Origin of the sequence: Paraburkholderia sp., assembly GCF_035948235.1 — a bacterium.
Lineage (GTDB): Bacteria > Pseudomonadota > Gammaproteobacteria > Burkholderiales > Burkholderiaceae > Paraburkholderia.
Window position 1 is genome coordinate 12,494 of sequence record NZ_DASZJJ010000344.1, and the last position, 18,423, is coordinate 30,916.

The 18,423-nt window shown below is 64.6% G+C and carries 17 protein-coding genes and 1 tRNA gene; 4 read left to right on the forward strand and 14 right to left on the reverse strand.

Translation table 11 applies throughout. The features are described 5' to 3' along the window. The first annotated feature begins 264 nt into the window (after positions 1 to 264). Positions 265 to 1,581, forward strand: a complete 1,317-nt coding sequence (locus VG320_RS30475; protein ID WP_327203790.1) for an MFS transporter — start codon at positions 265 to 267, stop codon at positions 1,579 to 1,581. Between the two features lie 146 nt (positions 1,582 to 1,727). After that, the gene (locus VG320_RS30480) at positions 1,728 to 1,907 is read left to right on the forward strand and encodes a hypothetical protein (protein ID WP_327203791.1); all 180 of its coding nucleotides are present in this window, start codon (positions 1,728 to 1,730) and stop codon (positions 1,905 to 1,907) included. Between the two features lie 497 nt (positions 1,908 to 2,404). Here the strand turns inward: VG320_RS30480 and waaC are convergent, their stop codons facing one another. The 7 genes from waaC to map all read right to left on the reverse strand — a co-directional run bounded on the left by waaC (position 2,405) and on the right by map (position 8,125). Next, positions 2,405 to 3,409 (reverse strand): lipopolysaccharide heptosyltransferase I, encoded by a 1,005-nt coding sequence (gene waaC, locus VG320_RS30485; protein WP_327203792.1) that lies wholly within the window; start codon positions 3,407 to 3,409, stop codon positions 2,405 to 2,407. A gap of 456 nt (positions 3,410 to 3,865) precedes the next feature. Beyond that, on the reverse strand, positions 3,866 to 4,183 hold the full coding sequence (locus tag VG320_RS30490) for a YXWGXW repeat-containing protein (protein ID WP_327203793.1): 318 nt from the start codon (positions 4,181 to 4,183) through the stop codon (positions 3,866 to 3,868). Positions 4,184 to 4,409: 226 nt separating this feature from the next. After that, entirely contained in the window at positions 4,410 to 4,664 is a 255-nt protein-coding gene (gene minE, locus VG320_RS30495; protein WP_027795398.1) for a cell division topological specificity factor MinE, read from the reverse strand. 14 nt (positions 4,665 to 4,678) lie between these two features. Next, positions 4,679 to 5,494 (reverse strand): septum site-determining protein MinD, encoded by an 816-nt coding sequence (gene minD / locus VG320_RS30500; protein ID WP_183720593.1) that lies wholly within the window; start codon positions 5,492 to 5,494, stop codon positions 4,679 to 4,681. 88 nt (positions 5,495 to 5,582) lie between these two features. After that, positions 5,583 to 6,422: a septum site-determining protein MinC gene (gene minC / locus VG320_RS30505; RefSeq protein WP_327203794.1), complete on the reverse strand. Its 840-nt coding sequence runs from the start codon at positions 6,420 to 6,422 to the stop codon at positions 5,583 to 5,585. 208 nt (positions 6,423 to 6,630) lie between these two features. Then, positions 6,631 to 7,167, reverse strand: a complete 537-nt coding sequence (locus VG320_RS30510; RefSeq protein ID WP_327203795.1) for a GNAT family N-acetyltransferase — start codon at positions 7,165 to 7,167, stop codon at positions 6,631 to 6,633. A 172-nt stretch (positions 7,168 to 7,339) separates the two neighbouring features. Then, complete coding sequence (gene map, locus VG320_RS30515; protein WP_167066582.1) at positions 7,340 to 8,125, reverse strand: type I methionyl aminopeptidase; 786 nt, start codon at positions 8,123 to 8,125, stop codon at positions 7,340 to 7,342. A gap of 196 nt (positions 8,126 to 8,321) precedes the next feature. Here map and VG320_RS30520 point away from each other — a divergent pair, with 196 nt between their 5' ends. After that, complete coding sequence (locus tag VG320_RS30520) at positions 8,322 to 9,161, forward strand: hypothetical protein (protein WP_327203796.1); 840 nt, start codon at positions 8,322 to 8,324, stop codon at positions 9,159 to 9,161. Positions 9,162 to 9,235: 74 nt separating this feature from the next. On the opposite strand, the gene VG320_RS30525 is transcribed toward VG320_RS30520, so the two are convergent. The 3 genes from VG320_RS30525 to VG320_RS30535 all read right to left on the reverse strand — a co-directional run bounded on the left by VG320_RS30525 (position 9,236) and on the right by VG320_RS30535 (position 12,179). Continuing rightward, a tRNA-Ser gene (locus tag VG320_RS30525) sits at positions 9,236 to 9,326 on the reverse strand. Positions 9,327 to 9,471: 145 nt separating this feature from the next. Continuing rightward, positions 9,472 to 10,764 (reverse strand): serine--tRNA ligase, encoded by a 1,293-nt coding sequence (gene serS / locus VG320_RS30530; RefSeq protein ID WP_327203797.1) that lies wholly within the window; start codon positions 10,762 to 10,764, stop codon positions 9,472 to 9,474. 77 nt (positions 10,765 to 10,841) lie between these two features. Further along, positions 10,842 to 12,179 (reverse strand): replication-associated recombination protein A, encoded by a 1,338-nt coding sequence (locus VG320_RS30535; RefSeq protein ID WP_327203798.1) that lies wholly within the window; start codon positions 12,177 to 12,179, stop codon positions 10,842 to 10,844. A gap of 221 nt (positions 12,180 to 12,400) precedes the next feature. On the opposite strand from VG320_RS30535, the gene cytX reads away from it, so the two are divergent. Next, the gene (gene cytX / locus VG320_RS30540; RefSeq protein ID WP_327203799.1) at positions 12,401 to 13,720 is read left to right on the forward strand and encodes a putative hydroxymethylpyrimidine transporter CytX; all 1,320 of its coding nucleotides are present in this window, start codon (positions 12,401 to 12,403) and stop codon (positions 13,718 to 13,720) included. Between the two features lie 79 nt (positions 13,721 to 13,799). Here cytX and bioB read toward each other — a convergent pair whose 3' ends face one another. The 4 genes from bioB to bioA are packed head-to-tail and all read right to left on the reverse strand — an operon-like array spanning position 13,800 to position 18,223. Next, complete coding sequence (gene bioB / locus VG320_RS30545; protein WP_327203800.1) at positions 13,800 to 14,885, reverse strand: biotin synthase BioB; 1,086 nt, start codon at positions 14,883 to 14,885, stop codon at positions 13,800 to 13,802. A 52-nt stretch (positions 14,886 to 14,937) separates the two neighbouring features. Beyond that, positions 14,938 to 15,663 (reverse strand): dethiobiotin synthase, encoded by a 726-nt coding sequence (bioD, locus tag VG320_RS30550; RefSeq protein WP_327203801.1) that lies wholly within the window; start codon positions 15,661 to 15,663, stop codon positions 14,938 to 14,940. Continuing rightward, entirely contained in the window at positions 15,660 to 16,853 is a 1,194-nt protein-coding gene (bioF, locus tag VG320_RS30555; RefSeq protein WP_327203802.1) for an 8-amino-7-oxononanoate synthase, read from the reverse strand. Before bioF ends, bioD begins: the two co-directional genes overlap by 4 nt. Then, positions 16,853 to 18,223 (reverse strand): adenosylmethionine--8-amino-7-oxononanoate transaminase, encoded by a 1,371-nt coding sequence (gene bioA, locus VG320_RS30560; protein WP_327203803.1) that lies wholly within the window; start codon positions 18,221 to 18,223, stop codon positions 16,853 to 16,855. The genes bioF and bioA overlap by 1 nt, the downstream gene beginning before the upstream one ends. Between the last annotated feature and the right edge of the window lie 200 nt (positions 18,224 to 18,423).

Below are 18,423 nucleotides of genomic sequence, written 5' to 3' on the forward strand. Positions count from 1 at the left end.
TCGTGCTCCATGCCCGCTTTGCGCCTATCGGCGCTTGCGAGCGCCGGTCCCCGCTTTCGCGCGCACAGTTGCCGCTGTGCGATGCATACTGACGAATCGTTGCCGGATCAAGGAAATCGCGCATGCCGTGGCGCTGCCCGCGCTGCGCGCCCCCTGCCGCTTCGAGACCTGAACAAAGACGCCCGCGCCGCGCCTCGTGCCTGCCAATCGACCGACAGCAGCCCAGGCCCGCCAGCGCGCGTCACAATGACTGGAGACCCTTCGATGTCCACCTCACCGCTTTCGTCGGCGAGCGCCGATCAGCCCGATGCCGCCCGCCAGCAAAGCACCGCACGCGTGATCTTCGCGAGCTTTATCGGCACCGCGATCGAGTTCTACGACTTCTATGTGTACGCAACCGCCGCCGCGCTCGTGATCGGCCCGGTGTTCTTCCCGCACGGCTCGGCCACGGCGCAGGCGCTGTCGGCGTTCGTGACGTTCGGCATCGCCTTCGTCGCGCGGCCGATCGGCTCGTTCCTGTTCGGCCACTTCGGTGACCGTATCGGCCGTAAATCGACGCTGGTGGCTTCGCTGCTCGTGATGGGGGTCTCCACCACGCTGATCGGCTTCGTGCCGGGCTACGACTCGATCGGCAGCCTCGCGCCCATCCTGCTGTGCGTGCTGCGCTTCGGCCAGGGCATCGGGCTGGGCGGCGAATGGGGCGGCGCTGCGCTGCTCGCCACCGAATACGCGCCGCAGGGCAAGCGCGGCTGGTTCGGCATGTTTCCGCAGCTTGGTCCGTCGGTGGGTTTTCTCGCCTCGAATGGCCTTTTCTTCGGGCTGGCCTCGACGCTCTCCGACCAGCAGTTTCGTGACTGGGGCTGGCGCGTGCCGTTCATCGTTTCCGCGGTGCTGGTCGCGCTGGGTCTCTATGTGCGTCTGAAGATCGCCGAAACGCCCGCGTTCAAGGCCGCCATCGAGCGCGAGGAACGCGTCAAGGTGCCGGTCGCGACGCTGCTCGGCAGCTACTGGTGGCCGACGATTCTCGGCGCGCTCGCCATGGTGGTCTGCTACACGCTATTCTACAACGCCACGGTGTTCTCGCTCTCGCACGGCGTGACGGCGCTGCACATCGCGCGTCCGACCTTCCTCGGCATGCTGTGCATCGCGGTGGTGTTCATGGGGATCGCCACGCCGATTTCCGCGGCGCTGTCCGATCGCTTCGGCCGCAGGCCGGTGCTGATCGTCGGCTGCATTCTGGCGATTCTCTCGGGCTTCACGATGCAGCCGCTGCTCGGTAGCGGCTCGCTGCCGCTGGTGCTGCTGTTCCTCGTGATCGAACTGTTCCTGATGGGCGCGACCTTCGCCCCGATGGGCGCGCTGCTGCCCGAACTGTTCCCGACCAGCGTGCGCTACACGGGCGCGGGCGTCGCGTACAACCTGGGCGGCATCCTGGGCGCGTCGGTGGCGCCGTATATCGCGCAGCAACTGGCCGCGCGCGGCGGGCTCTCGTGGGTGGGCGCGTATGTGTCGATCGCGGCCTGCGTGAGCCTGGTCGGCGTGCTGTGCATGCGCGAGACGCGTCATACGTCGCTGACCTGATTTCGTCGCAGTCTTTCCCGCGTAGCAAGCAAAAAAGCGGAGTCCGAGAAACCGGACTCCGCTTTTTTTGTTCACTTTGGACACGCACGCGGCGTGGCTATACTCGAATCAACGAGGTCCGCGTAACCGCACACGGGAGGCCGACGATGAACCTGCATCTGAGCAATGCCGATGTCGTCCTGATGGTTGCCCTCGCGCTGGGCATTTCCCTGCTCCTTGCCTTCCGGCTGCGTACGGCCACGTGGCGCGCGGTGGTGATCGAAGCGCTGGTCGCCAACGCCGCCGCCGTTGCGGCGGTCGTCGCTGTCGAGATGCTGCTCGCGTGACGCAGCGTGGTGCGCCTCCCATGCGTCGCCGCGCGCAGCGAAGCGTGCATCGATATCAGTAGCCGTGGTAGTAACCGCCGCCGTGGTAGCCACCGCCCGGCGGCACGACGATGCAGCCGGCCAGCGACGCTGCGAATACTGCACCCACAATCAGGGTAAGCGTCAATCGTTTCACTTCGTTCTCCCATCGAGTCAATGTCTGGTGCCTTGCTTGCCGTGCCTCGCATGGCGCGCAGTGGACAGTTGTGATTGAACACGACGGCGAATCCGCCAGGCGTTGCAATTTGTAAGTAGCGGTGTGGCCCGTGTTACAGGCCGCACGCGCCTGCGCACAGCCACGTGCGATACACGCCGCATAGTGCACGCAACGGCGACACTTTTAACAAGTTGGTAATTAACGATAGCTGCGCCATGAGCGCTGCTTCAATGAAAACGGCCCGCGCGTCTGCATGAGACGAGCGGGCCGTTTGCATCGATTCGCACCAGACGCGCGAACTTCAGGCGGCCGTCACAGCCGCTCCTTTCGATGCGTCGCCGGTACGTGCGGGATAAACGCGATCGACTGCGTCGAGCGCTACCGCAACCGGCGGCACATGATGACCGTCGCCGATCGAAATCGAGCGATCCGGTGCGCGTACGCCCAGGTGTTCGGCATTCGTGGCGATGAAAATCATCACCGTGGGCTTGAGCAGCGCGTGGCCCAGATGCACGAAGCCCGTGTCCGTGCCGACCACCAGCGCACTGTCCTCGATACGCTGCGCCACCTGGGTGACCGTGAGACGCGGCAGGATCACCGCGCCCGGCACCAGCGCCGCGATTTCCTTCGCCGTCGCGTGCTCGGCGTCGGAGCCCCACGGCAATTCGATGCGCAGGCCGCGTTTGACGAGTTCGTTGCACAGCTCGCCCCAGTGAGCGACCGGCCACTTCTTCTCTTCCTTCGACGTGGCGTGGAAGATCAGCGCGGTGGGCGCATCGGGCGCGGGCAGCGCATTGCCGTCGCGCGGAATGCGCATCTGGAAGTCGGGCGGTGTATCGATGCTATAGCCGAGCGCCTCGCCCGTGCTGATACGCATGCCGAGCCACGCATCGCATTTGGGGCGCGGACCGAAGCGGCCGTTATAGGCAAACGCCGCGCCCTGCTCGCCGAGATCCTGCGCGAGATAGCCAAAGCGGCGCTTGCCGCGCGCGATAAACGCGATGATCGCGCTCTTGTAGACACCGTGGATGTCGATGATGGCGTCGTAGCGCTCGGCGCGCAGTTCCGCGATCGAGTCCCAGATCGCCTTGAAGTCGCTCCAGCGGCGCGCCTTCTTGAAGCGGCGCAGCGGCGCGCACAGCACGCGGTCAATGCCCGCGTTCCAGTGCACGATCTCCGCGAAGGCGTCGTCTACGGCCCAATCGACCTTCACGCCGGGGAATTTGCGCTGAACATCGGCGACTACGGGAAGGGCCTCGACGACGTCGCCAAGCGAGGTCACCTTGACTATCAAAACTCGTTTCATTGTGCTGCGGACGTTGAGGTCCGATTTCGATGATTTGCCGGCATTTTTTCCGAGATTCTATCGGACGGAGCCGTTCGCAACAGGCGAAATCTGCGAACGTTTGCGGATTTCATCGGACCCCGCTTTGCAGGAATCATGGACCCGCCGTGCTGGACGGGCGTCGCAGCGTGCAAAAACAAAAAAAACCCGGCGGCACATCAGCGCTCGATCGCTCGAACACTGACGCACGCCGGGCCTGGCGCGGCATGCCGATCTACGCCAGCGAGCCGCCAACCAACCTCAATAAATCACAACGGGCGCGGCTCGCACATACATCGGCCGCGCGGGGACGACGACGCAACCCGCCAGCACGATGGCGAGCGCCGCCACAGCGAGCAGTTTTCTGCTCATGGTGTTTCTCCTTGCCGATAGAACCAGTGGCCAATCAAGCGATATCAAGCGGTGTACCGCGAGCTATCAAGCGGCCCAGTGACCTTCGACCCAGCGCCAGTTCGGACCGTGTGCGATCCAGTGGCCCGGCACCCAGTGATAGCCCACGCGCTCGGCTTGCCAGTGGCCAGCGATCCAGACATAGCGGCCATGATCCCAGCGCCAGTGGCCCTTGTCCCAGACATAGCCGACGCGCGGCGCGGGCACGACTTCGATACGCTCGGCGGGCGGCGGTGCGCTCGGCTCGACGACGACGATTTCAGCGAATGCGGGCGCAGCGACAGCGCAAGTCCCCGCAGCGACGATTGCGGCCTTGGCGATAAGCAGGCGGATGGAGTTATTCATGTTGATCACCCTTCGAGTTGGACGCCATGAGTGGCGTTACCCGATCAATGCGCGAGCGTGCGACTGCGCTGACAGCGGCCGTGTAACCGCAGCGGGTGAAGTGAAACTGAATATTTCGGTAAGGTAAGGAATGCTGCGCGGGGCGTGCTGAAAGCGCGCGAAAGATGGTCGCGCAGCAATATCGAGATGAGTGCGGCACACGAATGCGCCGCACTCTCCGCGCAGGTCAGGCCTGCGGAATCTCGATCTTGACCTCGAGCACTTCGAGGTCGTCCTGGCGTTCCAGGCTCACGCGGATGTCTTCATCGGAGATCTTCACGTACTTCGAGATCACGGCGACAAGTTCGCGTTGCAGGGCCGGCAGGTAATCGGCGGGCGGATGGCCGCCTGCGCGCTCGTGAGCGATGATGAGCTGCAGGCGTTCCTTCGCTACCGAGGCGGACTTCTTCTTCTCGCCGAGAAAAAACGAAAGAAACGACATGACGTGCGCCTCCCTTACTTGCTACCGAACAGGCGCTGCAGGAGCCCCGGCTTCTGGTAATCGGTGAAGCGAAGCGCCTTGTCTTCGCCAAGAAAGCGCGCGACGACGTCCTTGTAGGCTTCCGCGACGTCGGTGCCGTCCAGATGAACGGCGGGCAGGCCCTGGTTGGATGCGTGCAGCACGGCCTCCGATTCAGGAATCACGCCGATCAGCTCAATGCGCAGGATTTCCGAGATATCCGCGAGCGAAAGCATTTCGCCTTCGTTGACGCGTTTCGGGCTATAGCGCGTGATGAGCAGGTGTTCCTTGATCGGTTCCTTGCCGTCGATCGCACGTTTGGTCTTCGACGACAGCATGCCGAGGATGCGATCCGAGTCACGCACCGACGACACTTCCGGATTCGTCACGATCAGCGCTTCGTCGGCGAAGTGCATCGCCAGCATCGCGCCCGATTCGATCCCTGCGGGCGAATCGCAGACGATGTACTCGAAGTCCATCTTGCGCAGATCTTCGATCACCTTCTCCACGCCTTCCTTCGTCAGCGCGTCTTTGTCGCGCGTCTGCGAGGCCGGCAGGATGTGAAGGTTCTCGCACTTCTTGTCCTTGATCAGCGCCTGGTTGAGGTTGGCCTCGCCCTGGATGACGTTGATCAGATCGTACACGACGCGGCGCTCGCAACCCATGATGAGGTCGAGATTGCGCAGACCGACGTCGAAGTCGATAACAGCGGTTTTGTGGCCACGCAACGCGAGGCCCGATGCGAAACTCGCGCTCGTGGTCGTTTTGCCAACGCCACCCTTGCCCGAAGTCACCACAATGATTTTTGCCATTCCCTTACCTTGCGTTCGTCAGTTTCCCAGTTTGGTCTCATCGCGCACCGCTCGCACGCGCAGCGTTTCGCCACGCGCAAGCGGCGGCTCAGGTGAGCCTCAACGGTTCGATCAACAGCTTTTCTTCATCGTCGAGCCGGATCTGCGCCGGCTTGCCGCGCACGTCCTCGGCCAGTGGAACTTCAGTGGTACGGTAGATGCCCGCAATCGAAATCAGTTCCGCTTCGAGACTCGTGCAGAAAATACGTGCGTCGTGGTTGCCATGCACGCCCGCGAGCGCGCGGCCACGCAACGGCGCGTAAATATGGATGTTGCCTTCGGCGATCACTTCCGCGCCATTGGACACCATGCCGAGCACCACCAGATCGCCCTTCGCATAGACGCGCTGACCCGAGCGCAGCGGACGGTCGACCACGAGCGTCGCCTCGCGCGGCGCCGTGCCACGTGAGTCGATATCAACATCGGCGTCGCCGCCAGTGTTCGCGTCTTGCGTGGAATCGAGGGGGAAGAGTTCGGGCTGCGCGGTGGCCGGCGCGTTGGCTTTGCTAGCGTCGGCGGCGTGGTCTTCGGCTTCGGCCTTCGCGCTGGCTGCAGCGCCACCCGCCACGCGCTTGTCGCGCGCTTCGAGGAACGGCAGGCCCGCATCGGCGGCCCAACCATGCTGCGCGGGAAGGGCCACCACGCCCACGGGGCGCATGCGCACGCTTTCGAGCAGGCGCGCGATGTCGCCCAGCGCGACCTGCTCGCCGTCGGCGAGACGGCGCAGGTCGATGGCCACTGTGTCGTTGGCGAAGAATTCCGGCGTCGCCTCGAAGCGCCGCGTGAGTTCGGCGCGCATCGCATCGAGTTCAGTCGTTTTGACCACGAACAGCAGCGTATCGACTGAACCGCTCTTCAGTTCAAAATATGGCGATTTCTTGGGCGACATGGCGATCGGCGAAAAATTTTGCGTATTTTACAGGCGTCGACGCGCACGGCCATTATTTTTAACGGCTCAAAATGCGGCAGCGAAGGGAAAGACGAAAGATTGGCGTTGAATCCGCCGTGGAAGACATCCGGGAAGCCGCCACATGACGCACTGCGTGCACGACATGTGGCGGAAAAAACCGCGCAACAACCGCAAAAATGGACCGCGCTTACTGCGCGGAAGCAAGCGGCGCGGCGCCGGCAAGCTCACGCATCAGCAGCGTTTCCCATTGCTCGGGCGTCTGCGTGCTGCGCGCGTGGTCGCCCGTGGCAACAAAACCCAGACGCTCGTAGAAACGCATCGCGGTGGTGTTGCTGTCGGTGACCCACGCATAGATCTGGTTGGCGCCTTCGCTCGCGAGCCAGTCGATGGCCGCGTTGACGAGCAGCTCGCCGCCACGCAGATGCCGCACCGCCGGCGCCACCCACAACGCGAACACGAACGCCCGGCGCGCCGGCGCGCTTTCGAAGTTCGCGCCGATCAGGCCGGCCGGATGGCCTTCCGTGTAGAGGATGAACGACGTGGCGGTATGCGAATCGGCATGACGGGCGGCCGCGGCGTCAAAGACGGCCGCATCGGCGGACAAGGCGTCTTCGAGCGAGTCGCCGAACGCATAAGGCGCATCGCGCAGCGAAGCAGTTCGAAGCTCGCGGAGCACGGCACCCTGATCGGCAACGATACGGCGAACGGTCAGTGACGGACTCATGCAGTCGTAAACCCCAATAAAGCACTAACGCGTAGCTTTAACCGAACTGGCCAGAGAGTCAAATCCTTATTTGACAAAAAAGTTCCTTGAACGCCGCGCGCACAAGGCTTGACAGACTGGCCGACACCCTTCACAGGCCGCTGTATCGCGGCGCTCACTGCCCGGGCTGCCCTCACGGGGCTTCATACGCACCCGTGCCATCCGGCCAGGGCGTGAGCAGTTCATAGCCGTCGTCGGTGACGGCGACCATGTGTTCCCACTGCGCGGAGAGCGAGCGGTCCTTCGTCACCACGGTCCAGCCGTCGCGTTGCACCGCCGTGCCCGCGCGTCCCGCGTTGACCATCGGCTCGATCGTGAAGACCATGCCCGGCTTCAGACGCACACCCTGCCCCGGCTGGCCGTAGTGCAGCACCTGCGGCTCCTCGTGATACACCTTGCCGATGCCGTGGCCGCAGTACTCGCGCACGATCGAAAAGCCATCGGCCTGGGCGCGCTTCTGGATCGCGTGACCCACATCGCCGAGCGTGGCGCCCGGCTTCACCTGGCGGATGCCCGCGAGCATCGCCTCATAGGTCGTGTCGATCAACTGGCGCCCCACCGAACTGGGCGTGCCGACCGTGTACATGCGGCTCGTGTCCCCGAAATAGCCGTCCTTGATCACGGCCACGTCGATGTTGATGATGTCGCCGTCCTTGAGCACCTCGTTGCGGCTCGGAATGCCGTGGCAGACCACGGAATTGACGGACGTGCAGATCGTCTTCGGGAAGCCGAGATAGCCGACGTTAGCCGGCACGGCCTTGAGCGTATTGACGATGAAGTCGTTGCAGATTGCGTCGAGATCGTCGGTGGAGACGCCGGGCTTGACGTGTTCGCCGATCATGGCGAGCACGTCGGCGGCAAGCCGGCCGGAAATGCGCAGACGCTCGATGTCGCCAGCGGATTTGTAAGTGATAGCCATCTGAGAACCAAAGTGGGCGCGACGGCGCATGATGCGCCTCGCCGCGAATTCATGGGAGCGCCGCTCGGAGGCGCCATTGTACCGGGCAGGCCGCGCAGGCCGGATCGGCAATATTCAGATACGTCCGATTGTCCTGGCGCAAGCCGCCGTCAAGAATGGGAAATATCTTACAACGACGTGAGCAGAACGCCAGATCATGACCCAAACGCCCCATTCTTCCAGCGCCAACGCGAGCATCGACGCACCCACGCAAGCGCCCCTCAATATCCTCATCGCGCTGCCCACTTACGACAATTCAGTGCACTTCGACTTCGCCATGGCGCTAGCGCGCCTGATGGAGACGTTCAAGGAGCGCGGTATCGGCTTCGAGTACATCCACACGGCGTCGTCGCACATCATCCGCGCGCGCAACTTCTTTGCGAATTATTTCCTGAGCCATCCGCAGTTCACGCACGTGTTGTTCCTCGACACGGACATGGACTTCTCGCGCGAGGCGATTCCGCGCCTGCTGGCTGGCAACAAGCCGGTGGCGGGCATCGCGTGCCCCTACCGCTTCTTCGACGTGGAAAAGAAGATCACCAGCGCGGATGCGGGCCTCACGCTGCGCGAGTGGCAGGAAAAGACCGTGGACTACAACACGGCGATCCGCACCGATGCGAACGGCAACGGCAGCGTTAGTGACGGCTGGGTCGAGGTGAATCACATCGGCACGGGCATCTTCCTCGTGCGCCGCGACGCCATGCAGGCGATGGCGCCGCTCACGCAGCTCTATCGCCCGCCTTCGCAATACGCGGCGTATCTGCCCGACGGGCGCTTTCACGCGTTCTTCGACACGGTCGGCGACAAAGGCGTGTATCTCTCGGAGGACCTGTCGTTCTGCCAGCGCGCGCGGGCGGCTGGCATGCCGGTATGGGCGCTGATCGACGAGAAGATCGTGCATCACGGCGCGTCGGCGATCTCGGGCACGTTCTTGCGCTCGCTTGAGCAGCGTGGGCATGCGCCGGTGGTGTCGACGGTATCGGGTAGCGCCAACTGAAAAGCGGCGTAGAAAAGCGGCGTAGAAAAGCAAAAACCCCTGCAGCGGTTAAGCATGCAGGGGTTTTCTAAATTTGGCGGAGAGGGTGGGATTCGAACCCACGGTACGGGGTTACCGTACGCCTGATTTCGAGTCAGGTACATTCGACCACTCTGCCACCTCTCCGGGGTACTGCTATTTACTGCTTCTCAGGTCTTGGTCGGCGACCAGAGAAGCGAAGATTATAGAACATAATTTGGATCTTGCAAGCCCTTTTTCGAAAAATTTTTCGAGGGCTTTGCAGACCCATGTTCCATCATCCTCAGAAACCTCAGCCGCCCACTGCCAGACGCGCCACGCCGTTCATATACGGACGCAGTGCTTCGGGCACGGTGATCGAGCCGTCGGCTTCCTGATAGTTCTCCAGCACCGCCACCAGCGTGCGGCCCACGGCCAGGCCCGAGCCGTTGAGCGTATGCACGAGTTCCGGCTTGCCCTGCGCGTTGCGATAACGCGCCTGCATGCGGCGGGCCTGGAACGCTTCGGTGTTCGAGCAGCTGGAGATTTCGCGATAGGTGTTCTGTGCCGGCAGCCAGACTTCGAGGTCATAGGTCTTGCTGGCCGAGAAACCCATGTCACCCGTGCACAGCGACATCACGCGATACGGCAGGCCGAGCTTCTGCAGAATGGTCTCGGCGTGCACGACCATCTCTTCCAGCGCGTTGTACGACGTTTCCGGCGTGGTCACCTGAACCATTTCGACCTTGTCGAACTGGTGCTGACGGATCATGCCGCGCGTGTCGCGGCCATACGAGCCCGCTTCCGAGCGGAAGCACGGCGAATGCGCGGTGAGCTTGACCGGCAGCGCGTTGGCTTCGAGGATGCTCTCGCGCACCGTGTTCGTCAGCGAGATTTCCGAAGTCGAAATGAGGTACTGCGTGACCGTGTTCTCTGCGCCGCCCTTCTCCACGCGGAACATGTCCTCGGCGAACTTGGGCAACTGGCCCGTGCCGTAGAGGATTTCCGGGTTCACGATGTACGGCGTGTAGGTTTCCGTGTAGCCGTGATTGAGCGTGTGCGTGTCGATCATGAACTGCGCGAGCGCGCGGTGCAGGCGCGCGATCTGGCCACGCAGCATCGTGAAGCGCGCGCCCGAGAGCTTGGCGCCCGTCTCGAAGTCCAGACCCAGCGGCGTGCCGACATCGACGTGATCCTTCACCTCGAAGTCGAACGCGCGCGGCGTGCCCCAGCGGCGCACTTCCACGTTGCCGTTTTCGTCACGGCCCACCGGCACGCTTTCGTGCGGCAGGTTCGGCACGCCGAGCAGCAGATCCGAGAGCTTCGCCTGGATCTCGTCGAGCTTGGCGGCCGACGCCTTCATTTCGTCGCCGATGCCGCCCACTTCGGCCATGACCGCCGAGGTGTCCTCGCCGCGGCCCTTCATCGCGCCGATCTGCTTCGACAGGCTGTTGCGGCGCGCCTGGAGTTCTTCGGTGCGGGTCTGGATGTCACGGCGTTCCGCTTCGAGCGCGGAGAAAGCCGCGACGTCGAGGGTGTAGCCGCGGTCGGCGAGGCGTTTGGCAACGCCGTCGAGGTCTTTACGCAGCAGCTGGATGTCGAGCATGGGATTGTGAGACGCAGTTTCGTTGTGTGAGGAGTCGATTTTAGCGCACCGGCGCGCTGAGTCCGTGCGCGTGGGCCTTAGCTTTGACCCTTGCGTTTGCGTTCGCGGATTTCGTCGCGATGTTCTTCGCGCCATTGCGCGTCGAGATCGGCCAGGCGCGCGAGCTTCTCGCCGATCTTGCCTTCGAGCCCGCGCGGCGTGGGCCGATACCAGTTGGGCTCGCGCATGCCATCGGGGATGTAGGTTTCGCCGGCTGCGTAGGCGTCCGGCTCGTCGTGCGCGTAGCGGTACTCGTGGCCGTAGCCCAGTTCCTTCATGAGTTTGGTCGGCGCGTTGCGCAGGTGGATGGGCACCGCGCGCGACTGGTCCTTGCTCACGAAGCGGCGCGCTTCGTTGTAGGCGTTGTAGCCGGCGTTCGACTTGGGCGCGACAGCCAGATAGATCACCGCCTGCGCAAGCGCCAGTTCGCCTTCGGGCGAACCGAGCCGCTCGTAGGTTTCCGAGGCGTCTAGCGTGATGCGCGCGGCGCGCGGGTCGGCCAGACCGATATCCTCCCACGCCATGCGCACGATGCGGCGGGCGAGATAGCGCGGGTCCGCGCCGCCGTCGAGCATGCGGCAGAACCAATAGAGCGCGCCGTCCGGATTGCTGCCGCGCACCGATTTATGCAGCGCGCTGATCTGGTCGTAAAAGGCGTCGCCGCCCTTGTCGAAGCGACGCAAGTTCTCCGCGAGCGCGCTGCCGAGCAGCTCGCCGTCGATTTCGCTCTTCTTCTGCTGGGCCGCCGCGCGCGCGACGATCTCCAGATTGTTGAGGAGCTTGCGGCCGTCGCCATCGGCGGAACCGATCAGCGCCTGCTTCGCTTCGTCGGTGAAGGTCAGGCCGCCCAGTTCCTGCGCCGCGCGCGCGAGCAGTTCGCCCTGCTCGTCCTCGTCGAGGCTGCGCAGCACGTAGACGGCCGCGCGCGAGAGCAAGGCGCTGTTCACCTCGAACGACGGATTTTCCGTGGTCGCGCCGATAAACACGAACAGGCCCGACTCGACGTGCGGCAGGAAGGCGTCCTGCTGGCTCTTGTTGAAGCGATGCACCTCGTCGACGAACACCAGCGTCTGGTGGCCGTGCGCACGATGCATCTGCGCCTGCTCGACGGCTTCGCGGATATCCTTCACGCCCGAGAGCACCGCCGAGAGCGCGATGAATTCAGCGTGAAACGCGTCGGCCATGAGGCGCGCGAGCGTGGTCTTGCCCACGCCCGGCGGCCCCCAGAGAATCATCGAATGCGCTTCGCCCGACTCGAAAGCAACGCGCAGCGGCTTGTTGGGCCCAAGCAGATGCTTCTGGCCGATGACTTCGTCGATGGTGCGCGGGCGCAGCCGCTCGGCGAGCGGAACGTTGGCACGGGTTTCTTCAAACATGGCGTTTTCGCGATAATGTCGGCTTTTCCGGCGGGCGGGTTCGGGCAGCGCCACGAACGCCCTGTGTTCGCGCCCCTGAAAATGGGCCGCCGCGCGGGAATCAGTCGTGCATTATGACAGTCCGCGTCGCCGCGCGAGGCGCGCCGTCCGCACGAACTTTGCGTGATCCCTACGCACACCATACGAATTCAATACAGACGACACAGAGGACAGCTTTTCCCATGACTGAAAATTCGCAAGCCGGATCGCAATCCGGCTCGACTTACGCGCCCAATGTGCCGGTGCCCGACGCGCGCCGCCAGTTCCGCACCGGCGACGCCTTCGCGCTCTGGTTCTCCCTCGGCATTGGCCTGCTGGTCGCGCAGGCAGGCGCCCTGCTCGTGCCTGGCCTGTCGCTGCCGCATGCGCTGCTGGCCATCGGCATCGGCAGCGTGATCGGCGTGGTGCTGCTCGCGCTCGCGGGCGTGATCGGCACCGATACGGGCCTCGCGGCCATGTCCTCGCTGCGCCCGACGCTCGGCATTCGCGGCGCGTCGGTGCCGGCCGTCATCAACATGGTGCAACTGGTCGGCTGGGGCTCGTTCGAGATCATCGTGATGCGCGATTCCGCCGATGCGCTGGCCAAACAGGCGTTCGGCCTGTCGATGCCGCTCGTCTGGACCGTGATCTTCGGCATTCTGGCGACATTGCTGGCCGTGAGCGGTCCGCTCTCGTTCGTGCGCCGCTTCCTGCGCACGTGGGGCATCTGGCTGCTGCTCGCGGGCGCGGCGTGGCTCACGTGGAGCCTGCTGGCGCAGCACGACATCGGCGCGCTGATGAAGCGCCCCGGCACCGGCGACATGCCGTTCGGCAGCGCGATCGATCTGGTGGTGGCAATGCCGCTGTCGTGGCTGCCGCTGATCGCCGACTACACGCGTTTCGGCCGCAAGGCGGGCGAAACCTTCCGCGGCACGCTGTTCGGCTATGGCATCGCGAATCTGTGGTTCTACGCGCTCGGCGCGATCTATGGCCTCGCGGCAGGCGGCGGCGACGCGCTGCTCACCACGGCACTGGCCCAGGCGGGCGGCGGCCTTGCGCTGCTGCTGGTGCTGATCGACGAAATCGACAATGCCTTCGCCGATATCCACTCGGCGGCCGTGTCGACCGGCACGGTCTGGACGCGCGCGGGCGTGCCGTTCCTGTCGGCGGCGTTTGGCGCGATCTGCACGCTGATCGGCCTGATCGTGCCGATGGCGAAGTACGAAAACTTCCTGCTCTTCATCGGCTCGGTGTTTGCGCCGCTGTTTGGCGTGGTGCTGGCGGATCACTTCATCGTGCGCCGCCGCCGGATCGACGCGCAGGCGCTGGCCGATCTGAACGGCGCCTATGGCTACACGGGCGGCTGGCATGTGACGGCGTTTGTCGCGTGGGGTATCGGCTTTGGCGCGTATCAGGCGCTCAACCAATGGCTGCCGAATCTGGGCGCGACGCTGCCTTCGCTCGTGATTGGCGCGCTGTGCTATCTGGTGCTCGCGGGACGCCGTCGCGCGGCTTACGCGTAAAGCATCCAGATCCGCAATAAAAAACGCCACGCTGTTTGCATCAGCGTGGCGTTTTTGTTTTTAGCCCTGCAAAAGCGGCTTATTCGCAGTGGCCGCAGCCGCCGTGCGAATGATCGTGGCCGTGGGCGTGGCCATGGTCATCAGCAGGAAGATGCTGTGCGGCCTGCGCCGAGATGCCCAGACGCGTGAGCAGCTTGCGGTCGGCTTCGGCTTGCGGGTTGCTGGTCGTCAGCAGTTGATCGCCGTAGAAAATCGAGTTTGCGCCGGCCATGAAGCACAGCGCCTGCAGCGCGTCGTCCATCTGTTCGCGGCCCGCCGACAGGCGCACCATCGCCTTCGGCATGGTGATGCGCGCGACCGCGATCGTGCGCACGAATTCGAACGGATCGATCGGCTCGGTGCCTTCGAGCGGCGTGCCCGTGACCTGCACGAGATTGTTGATAGGCACCGATTCCGGGTACGGCTCCATGTTGGCGAGCTGGGCGATCAGGCCCGCGCGCTCGCGGCGCGACTCGCCCATGCCGACGATGCCGCCGCAGCACACGTTGATGCCCGCGTCGCGCACGCGTTCGAGCGTCTCCAGACGGTCCTCGTAGGTGCGCGTCGTGATGATCTTGCCGTAGTACTCGGGCGAGGTATCGAGGTTGTGGTTGTAGTAGTCGAGGCCCGCGTCGGCGAGTTCCTTCGCCTGGTGATCTTCGAGCATGCCGAGCGTCACGCAGGTTTCCAGACCCATCGCCTTCACGCCACGGATCATGTCCTTGATCGGCTCGAGGTGGCGATCCTTCGGGTTACGCCACGCCGCGCCCATGCAGAAACGCGTCGCGCCGTTGGACTTGGCCGCGCGTGCGGCGTCCAGCACGGCGTCCACAGCCATCAGCTTGCCGGCTTCGAGTTCGGTTTCGTAGTGCGACGACTGCGGGCAGTACGCGCAGTCTTCTTCGCAGCCGCCGGTCTTGATCGACAGCAGCGTCGAAAGCTGCACGGCGTTGGCGTCGAAGTGCTCGCGATGCACCTGTTGGGCGCGGAACATCAGGTCGTTGAACGGCAGCTCGTAGAGCGCGGCGACGTCGGCGACTTTCCAGCGCGCTTCGGCTTCGGCGGCGGCGTGGGCGCTCGGCGCGGTGGCCTTCAGCGAGGTGAGGTCGATGTGGGTTTGCGTCATGGTGTCGAAGTCCTTCGTGACGTGTGACTGTGTTGTTCTGCTGGGTTCTGTCTTAGCGCGCGGCAAGCATAGCCAGGCGCGCAAGCAAGGTGTCGATGTTCAGGTGTGCAGCCGCGTCGTCGGCGCTCGCGCCGCGCATGTGCGGCACGACGCCCAGCAGCGGCGCGTCGAATTGCGCGGCTAAAAGCGTGCGCAACGTGTCGATGTTTTCCTGCGGGAAAGTCATGTTCGGGTCGATTCGGTTGGCGACCCAGCCCGCGATCTTCAGCCCGCGCGCGGCGACGGCCTCGGCGGCGAGCAGTGCGTGGCTGATGCAGCCCAGCCGCATGCCGACCACCAGCACGACCGGCAGGCCAAGCGCGACGGCCAGATCGGCGGTGTCTTCAGTCGGCGTGAGCGGCACGCGAAAACCGCCGACGCCTTCCACCACGACCGCATCGGCGCGCTCGCAGGCGGCGCGATGGCAATCGACGATGCGGGTCATGTCGAGCGTCACGCCTTCGAGCGCGGCAGCGATGTGCGGCGCGGCCGGTTCCTTGAGCAGGAAGGGCGTGCGCATCTCGGGCGGCAACAGGACGCTCGCGGCGGCGTCGAGCTGATCGGCGTCTTCGTTGTGCCAGACGCCGTCAACTTCGTAGGCGCCCGCGGCGATGGGCTTGAGCGCCGTCGCACGCAGACCCGCGTGCGTGAGGCCGCGCAGCAGCGCCGCGCTCACGAAGGTCTTGCCGATTTCCGTATCGGTGCCGGTGACGAAGAAAGAAACTTTAGCGAGGCTCATGCGCCCTCCATGGCCGCGCGGCTCGCGCGTTGCAGTGAATCGTTCAGACGGTCGAGATCGGCATCCGAGTGAGCCGCCGACAGCGAAATGCGCAGGCGCGACGTGCCCACCGGCACGGTCGGCGGGCGGATCGCGGGCACCCACAGGCCGTCGCTTTCGAGCGTGGCCTGCAGCGCCAGCGTGGCGTCGTTCGAGCCGATCACCAGCGCCTGCACGGCGCTCGCCGAATCGACCGGCATCCAGCAGGTCTCCTTGAGAATCCCGCGCGTGCGCGCGATCAGATGGCCCAGATGTGCGCGGCGTGCATCGCCCTCTTCGCCCGCGATGATGCGCAGGCTCGCGCTAACGGCGTGCGCCACGGCCGGCGACGACGCCGTCGTGAAGATATACGGACGCGCGCGCTGCACGAGCCATTCGATCACGGTGGCGTGCGCGCAGACGAACGCGCCCGACACACCCGCCGCCTTGCCGAGCGTGCCCACCATCACGAGATACGGCGAGCGCAGCGCAGCTTCGGCAATCGCGCCGCGCCCTTGCGGGCCGAGCACGCCCAGACCGTGCGCATCGTCAACGACGAGCCACGCGCCGTGCTGCTCCGCCAGTTCGACGAGACGCGCGAGCGGCGCGACATCGCCGTCCATGCTGAACACCGTATCGCTCACGATCAGCTTCGCGCCGGCGTCCGAAGCGTCGAGCATCGCGCCAAGCGCCTCCATATCCGCATGCGGATAGATCTGGATCTCGGCACGCGACAGGCGCGCGCCGTCGATCAGCGAGGCGTGATTGAGCGAATCGGAGAAGATCGTCGTGCCGCGGCCAGCCAGCGCCGTGAGCACCGCGAGGTTCGCCATATAGCCGGTGCTGAAATACAGCGCGCGCGGCGCATCGACAAAGCCGCCCGCGAAAGCCGCGAGATCGTCTTCGAGCTGCGCGTGCGCACGCGAGTGACCGCCCAGCAGGTGCGAGCCGCCGCTGCCCGCGCCGTAGCGCTGCGCGCCTTCGGCCAGCGCCGCGACAAGCTGCGGATGGGCGGCGAGGCCCAGATAATCGTTGCTCGCGAAACCAATCGTCTCGCGGCCGTCGACCGTCATGTGCGCGTCGCACGGCGTGTCGATGGTGCGGCGGCGGCGGCGCAAGCCGTGCGTATCGAGTTCGCGCAGGCTCTGTTCGAGCGTGTCCAGCAGATGCATCAGAGGTCCTCCGCGACGGTGGCGTCGAATGTCTCGCGTGTACGTGTCGCGAGCAGCGCCTGTGTTTCGGTATCCAGAATATATGGCGGCATCACGTAGACCGTCGTGCCGATCGGACGCAGCAGCAATTCGCGCTGCAAGGCGTTTTCGAAGAAACGGCGCGAGAACGTGCGCGCGCGTTCGGCATCGGCGAGCGCCACGTCGAACGCGAGGATCGTGCCGCACTGGCGCATATTGCGCACGAGCGGATGCAATTCGAGCGGCGCGAACGCTTCGCGCAGTTGTACGGACTTGCGCGCGTTCGACTCCAGCACGCCGTCGCGCGCGAACAGGTCGAGCGTCGCCAGCGCCGCGCGGCACGCGAGCGGATTGCCCGTGTACGAATGCGAATGCAGGAAGCCGCGCGTGGTGTCGTCGTCGTAGAACGCCGCGTAGATTTCGTCGCGCGAGAGCACGATCGACAGTGGCAGATAACCGCCGCTGATGCCCTTCGAAAGCGTGAGCAGATCGGGCCAGATGCCGGCCTGCTCGCAGGCGAAGAAGGTGCCGGTGCGCCCGCAGCCCACCGCGATTTCATCGGCGATCAGATGCACGCGGTACTGGTCGCACAGCGCGCGCAGGCCGCGCAGGTACGACGGGTCGTGCATCGCCATGCCGGCGGCGCACTGCACCAGCGGCTCGACGATCAGCGCGGCGATACGGCCTTCGCGTTCGGCAAAGAGCCTTTCCACATCGGCGAGCGCGCGGCGCGCCACATCGGCGGCGCTTTCGCCTTCGCGCGCCGTGCGCGCATCGGGCGAAGCAACCACGTGCGCGTGCGTGAGCAGCGGATCGTAGGCGTCGCGGAACAGCTTCACATCGGTTACGCCGAGCGCGCCGATGGTCTCGCCGTGATAGCTGTTGGCGAGGCACACGAATTCGCGCTTGTCGCTCGCGCCCTGATTGCGCCACGCGTGGAAGCTCATCTTCAGCGCGATCTCGACTGCCGACGCGCCATCCGAAGCAAAGAACGCGTGACCGAGCACATTGTCCGTGAGGGCCGCGAGGTGCTCGGCCAACTCAACCGCGGGCTCGTGCGTGCAGCCCGCGAGCATCACGTGCTCGAGCGTATCGAGCTGCGCCTTGAGCGCGGCGTTGATGGCCGGATTGGCGTGGCCGAACAGATTCACCCACCACGAACTGATGGCGTCGAGATAGCGCCGGTCCTCGTGGTCATAGAGCCACGGACCCTCACCGCGTGCGACGGCGACGAGCGGCAGGCGCTCGTGGTGTTTCATCTGGGTGCAAGGGTGCCAGACCGCGCGCAGGCTGCGCGCGATCCAGGCATCGTTGCCAGGTTTGAGTTGCGAATTCTTGTTTTGCGAGTCCACTTACGGCTCCCGATACGACAGCGCAGCCGAATTTAGCGCGTTCGATCGCGCAATGCACTACCCCCAAAATGGGCTTTCGAAGCCCGTCGCGGCGAGGTTTGCCGGGGTTCGTGACAGCTGGGAGCCATTCGTTTGCAAAGGCTCGAAATGACCGTAGATGACGACGTCAAAGTGACGCGCGCTTGTGCAAAAAAATATGC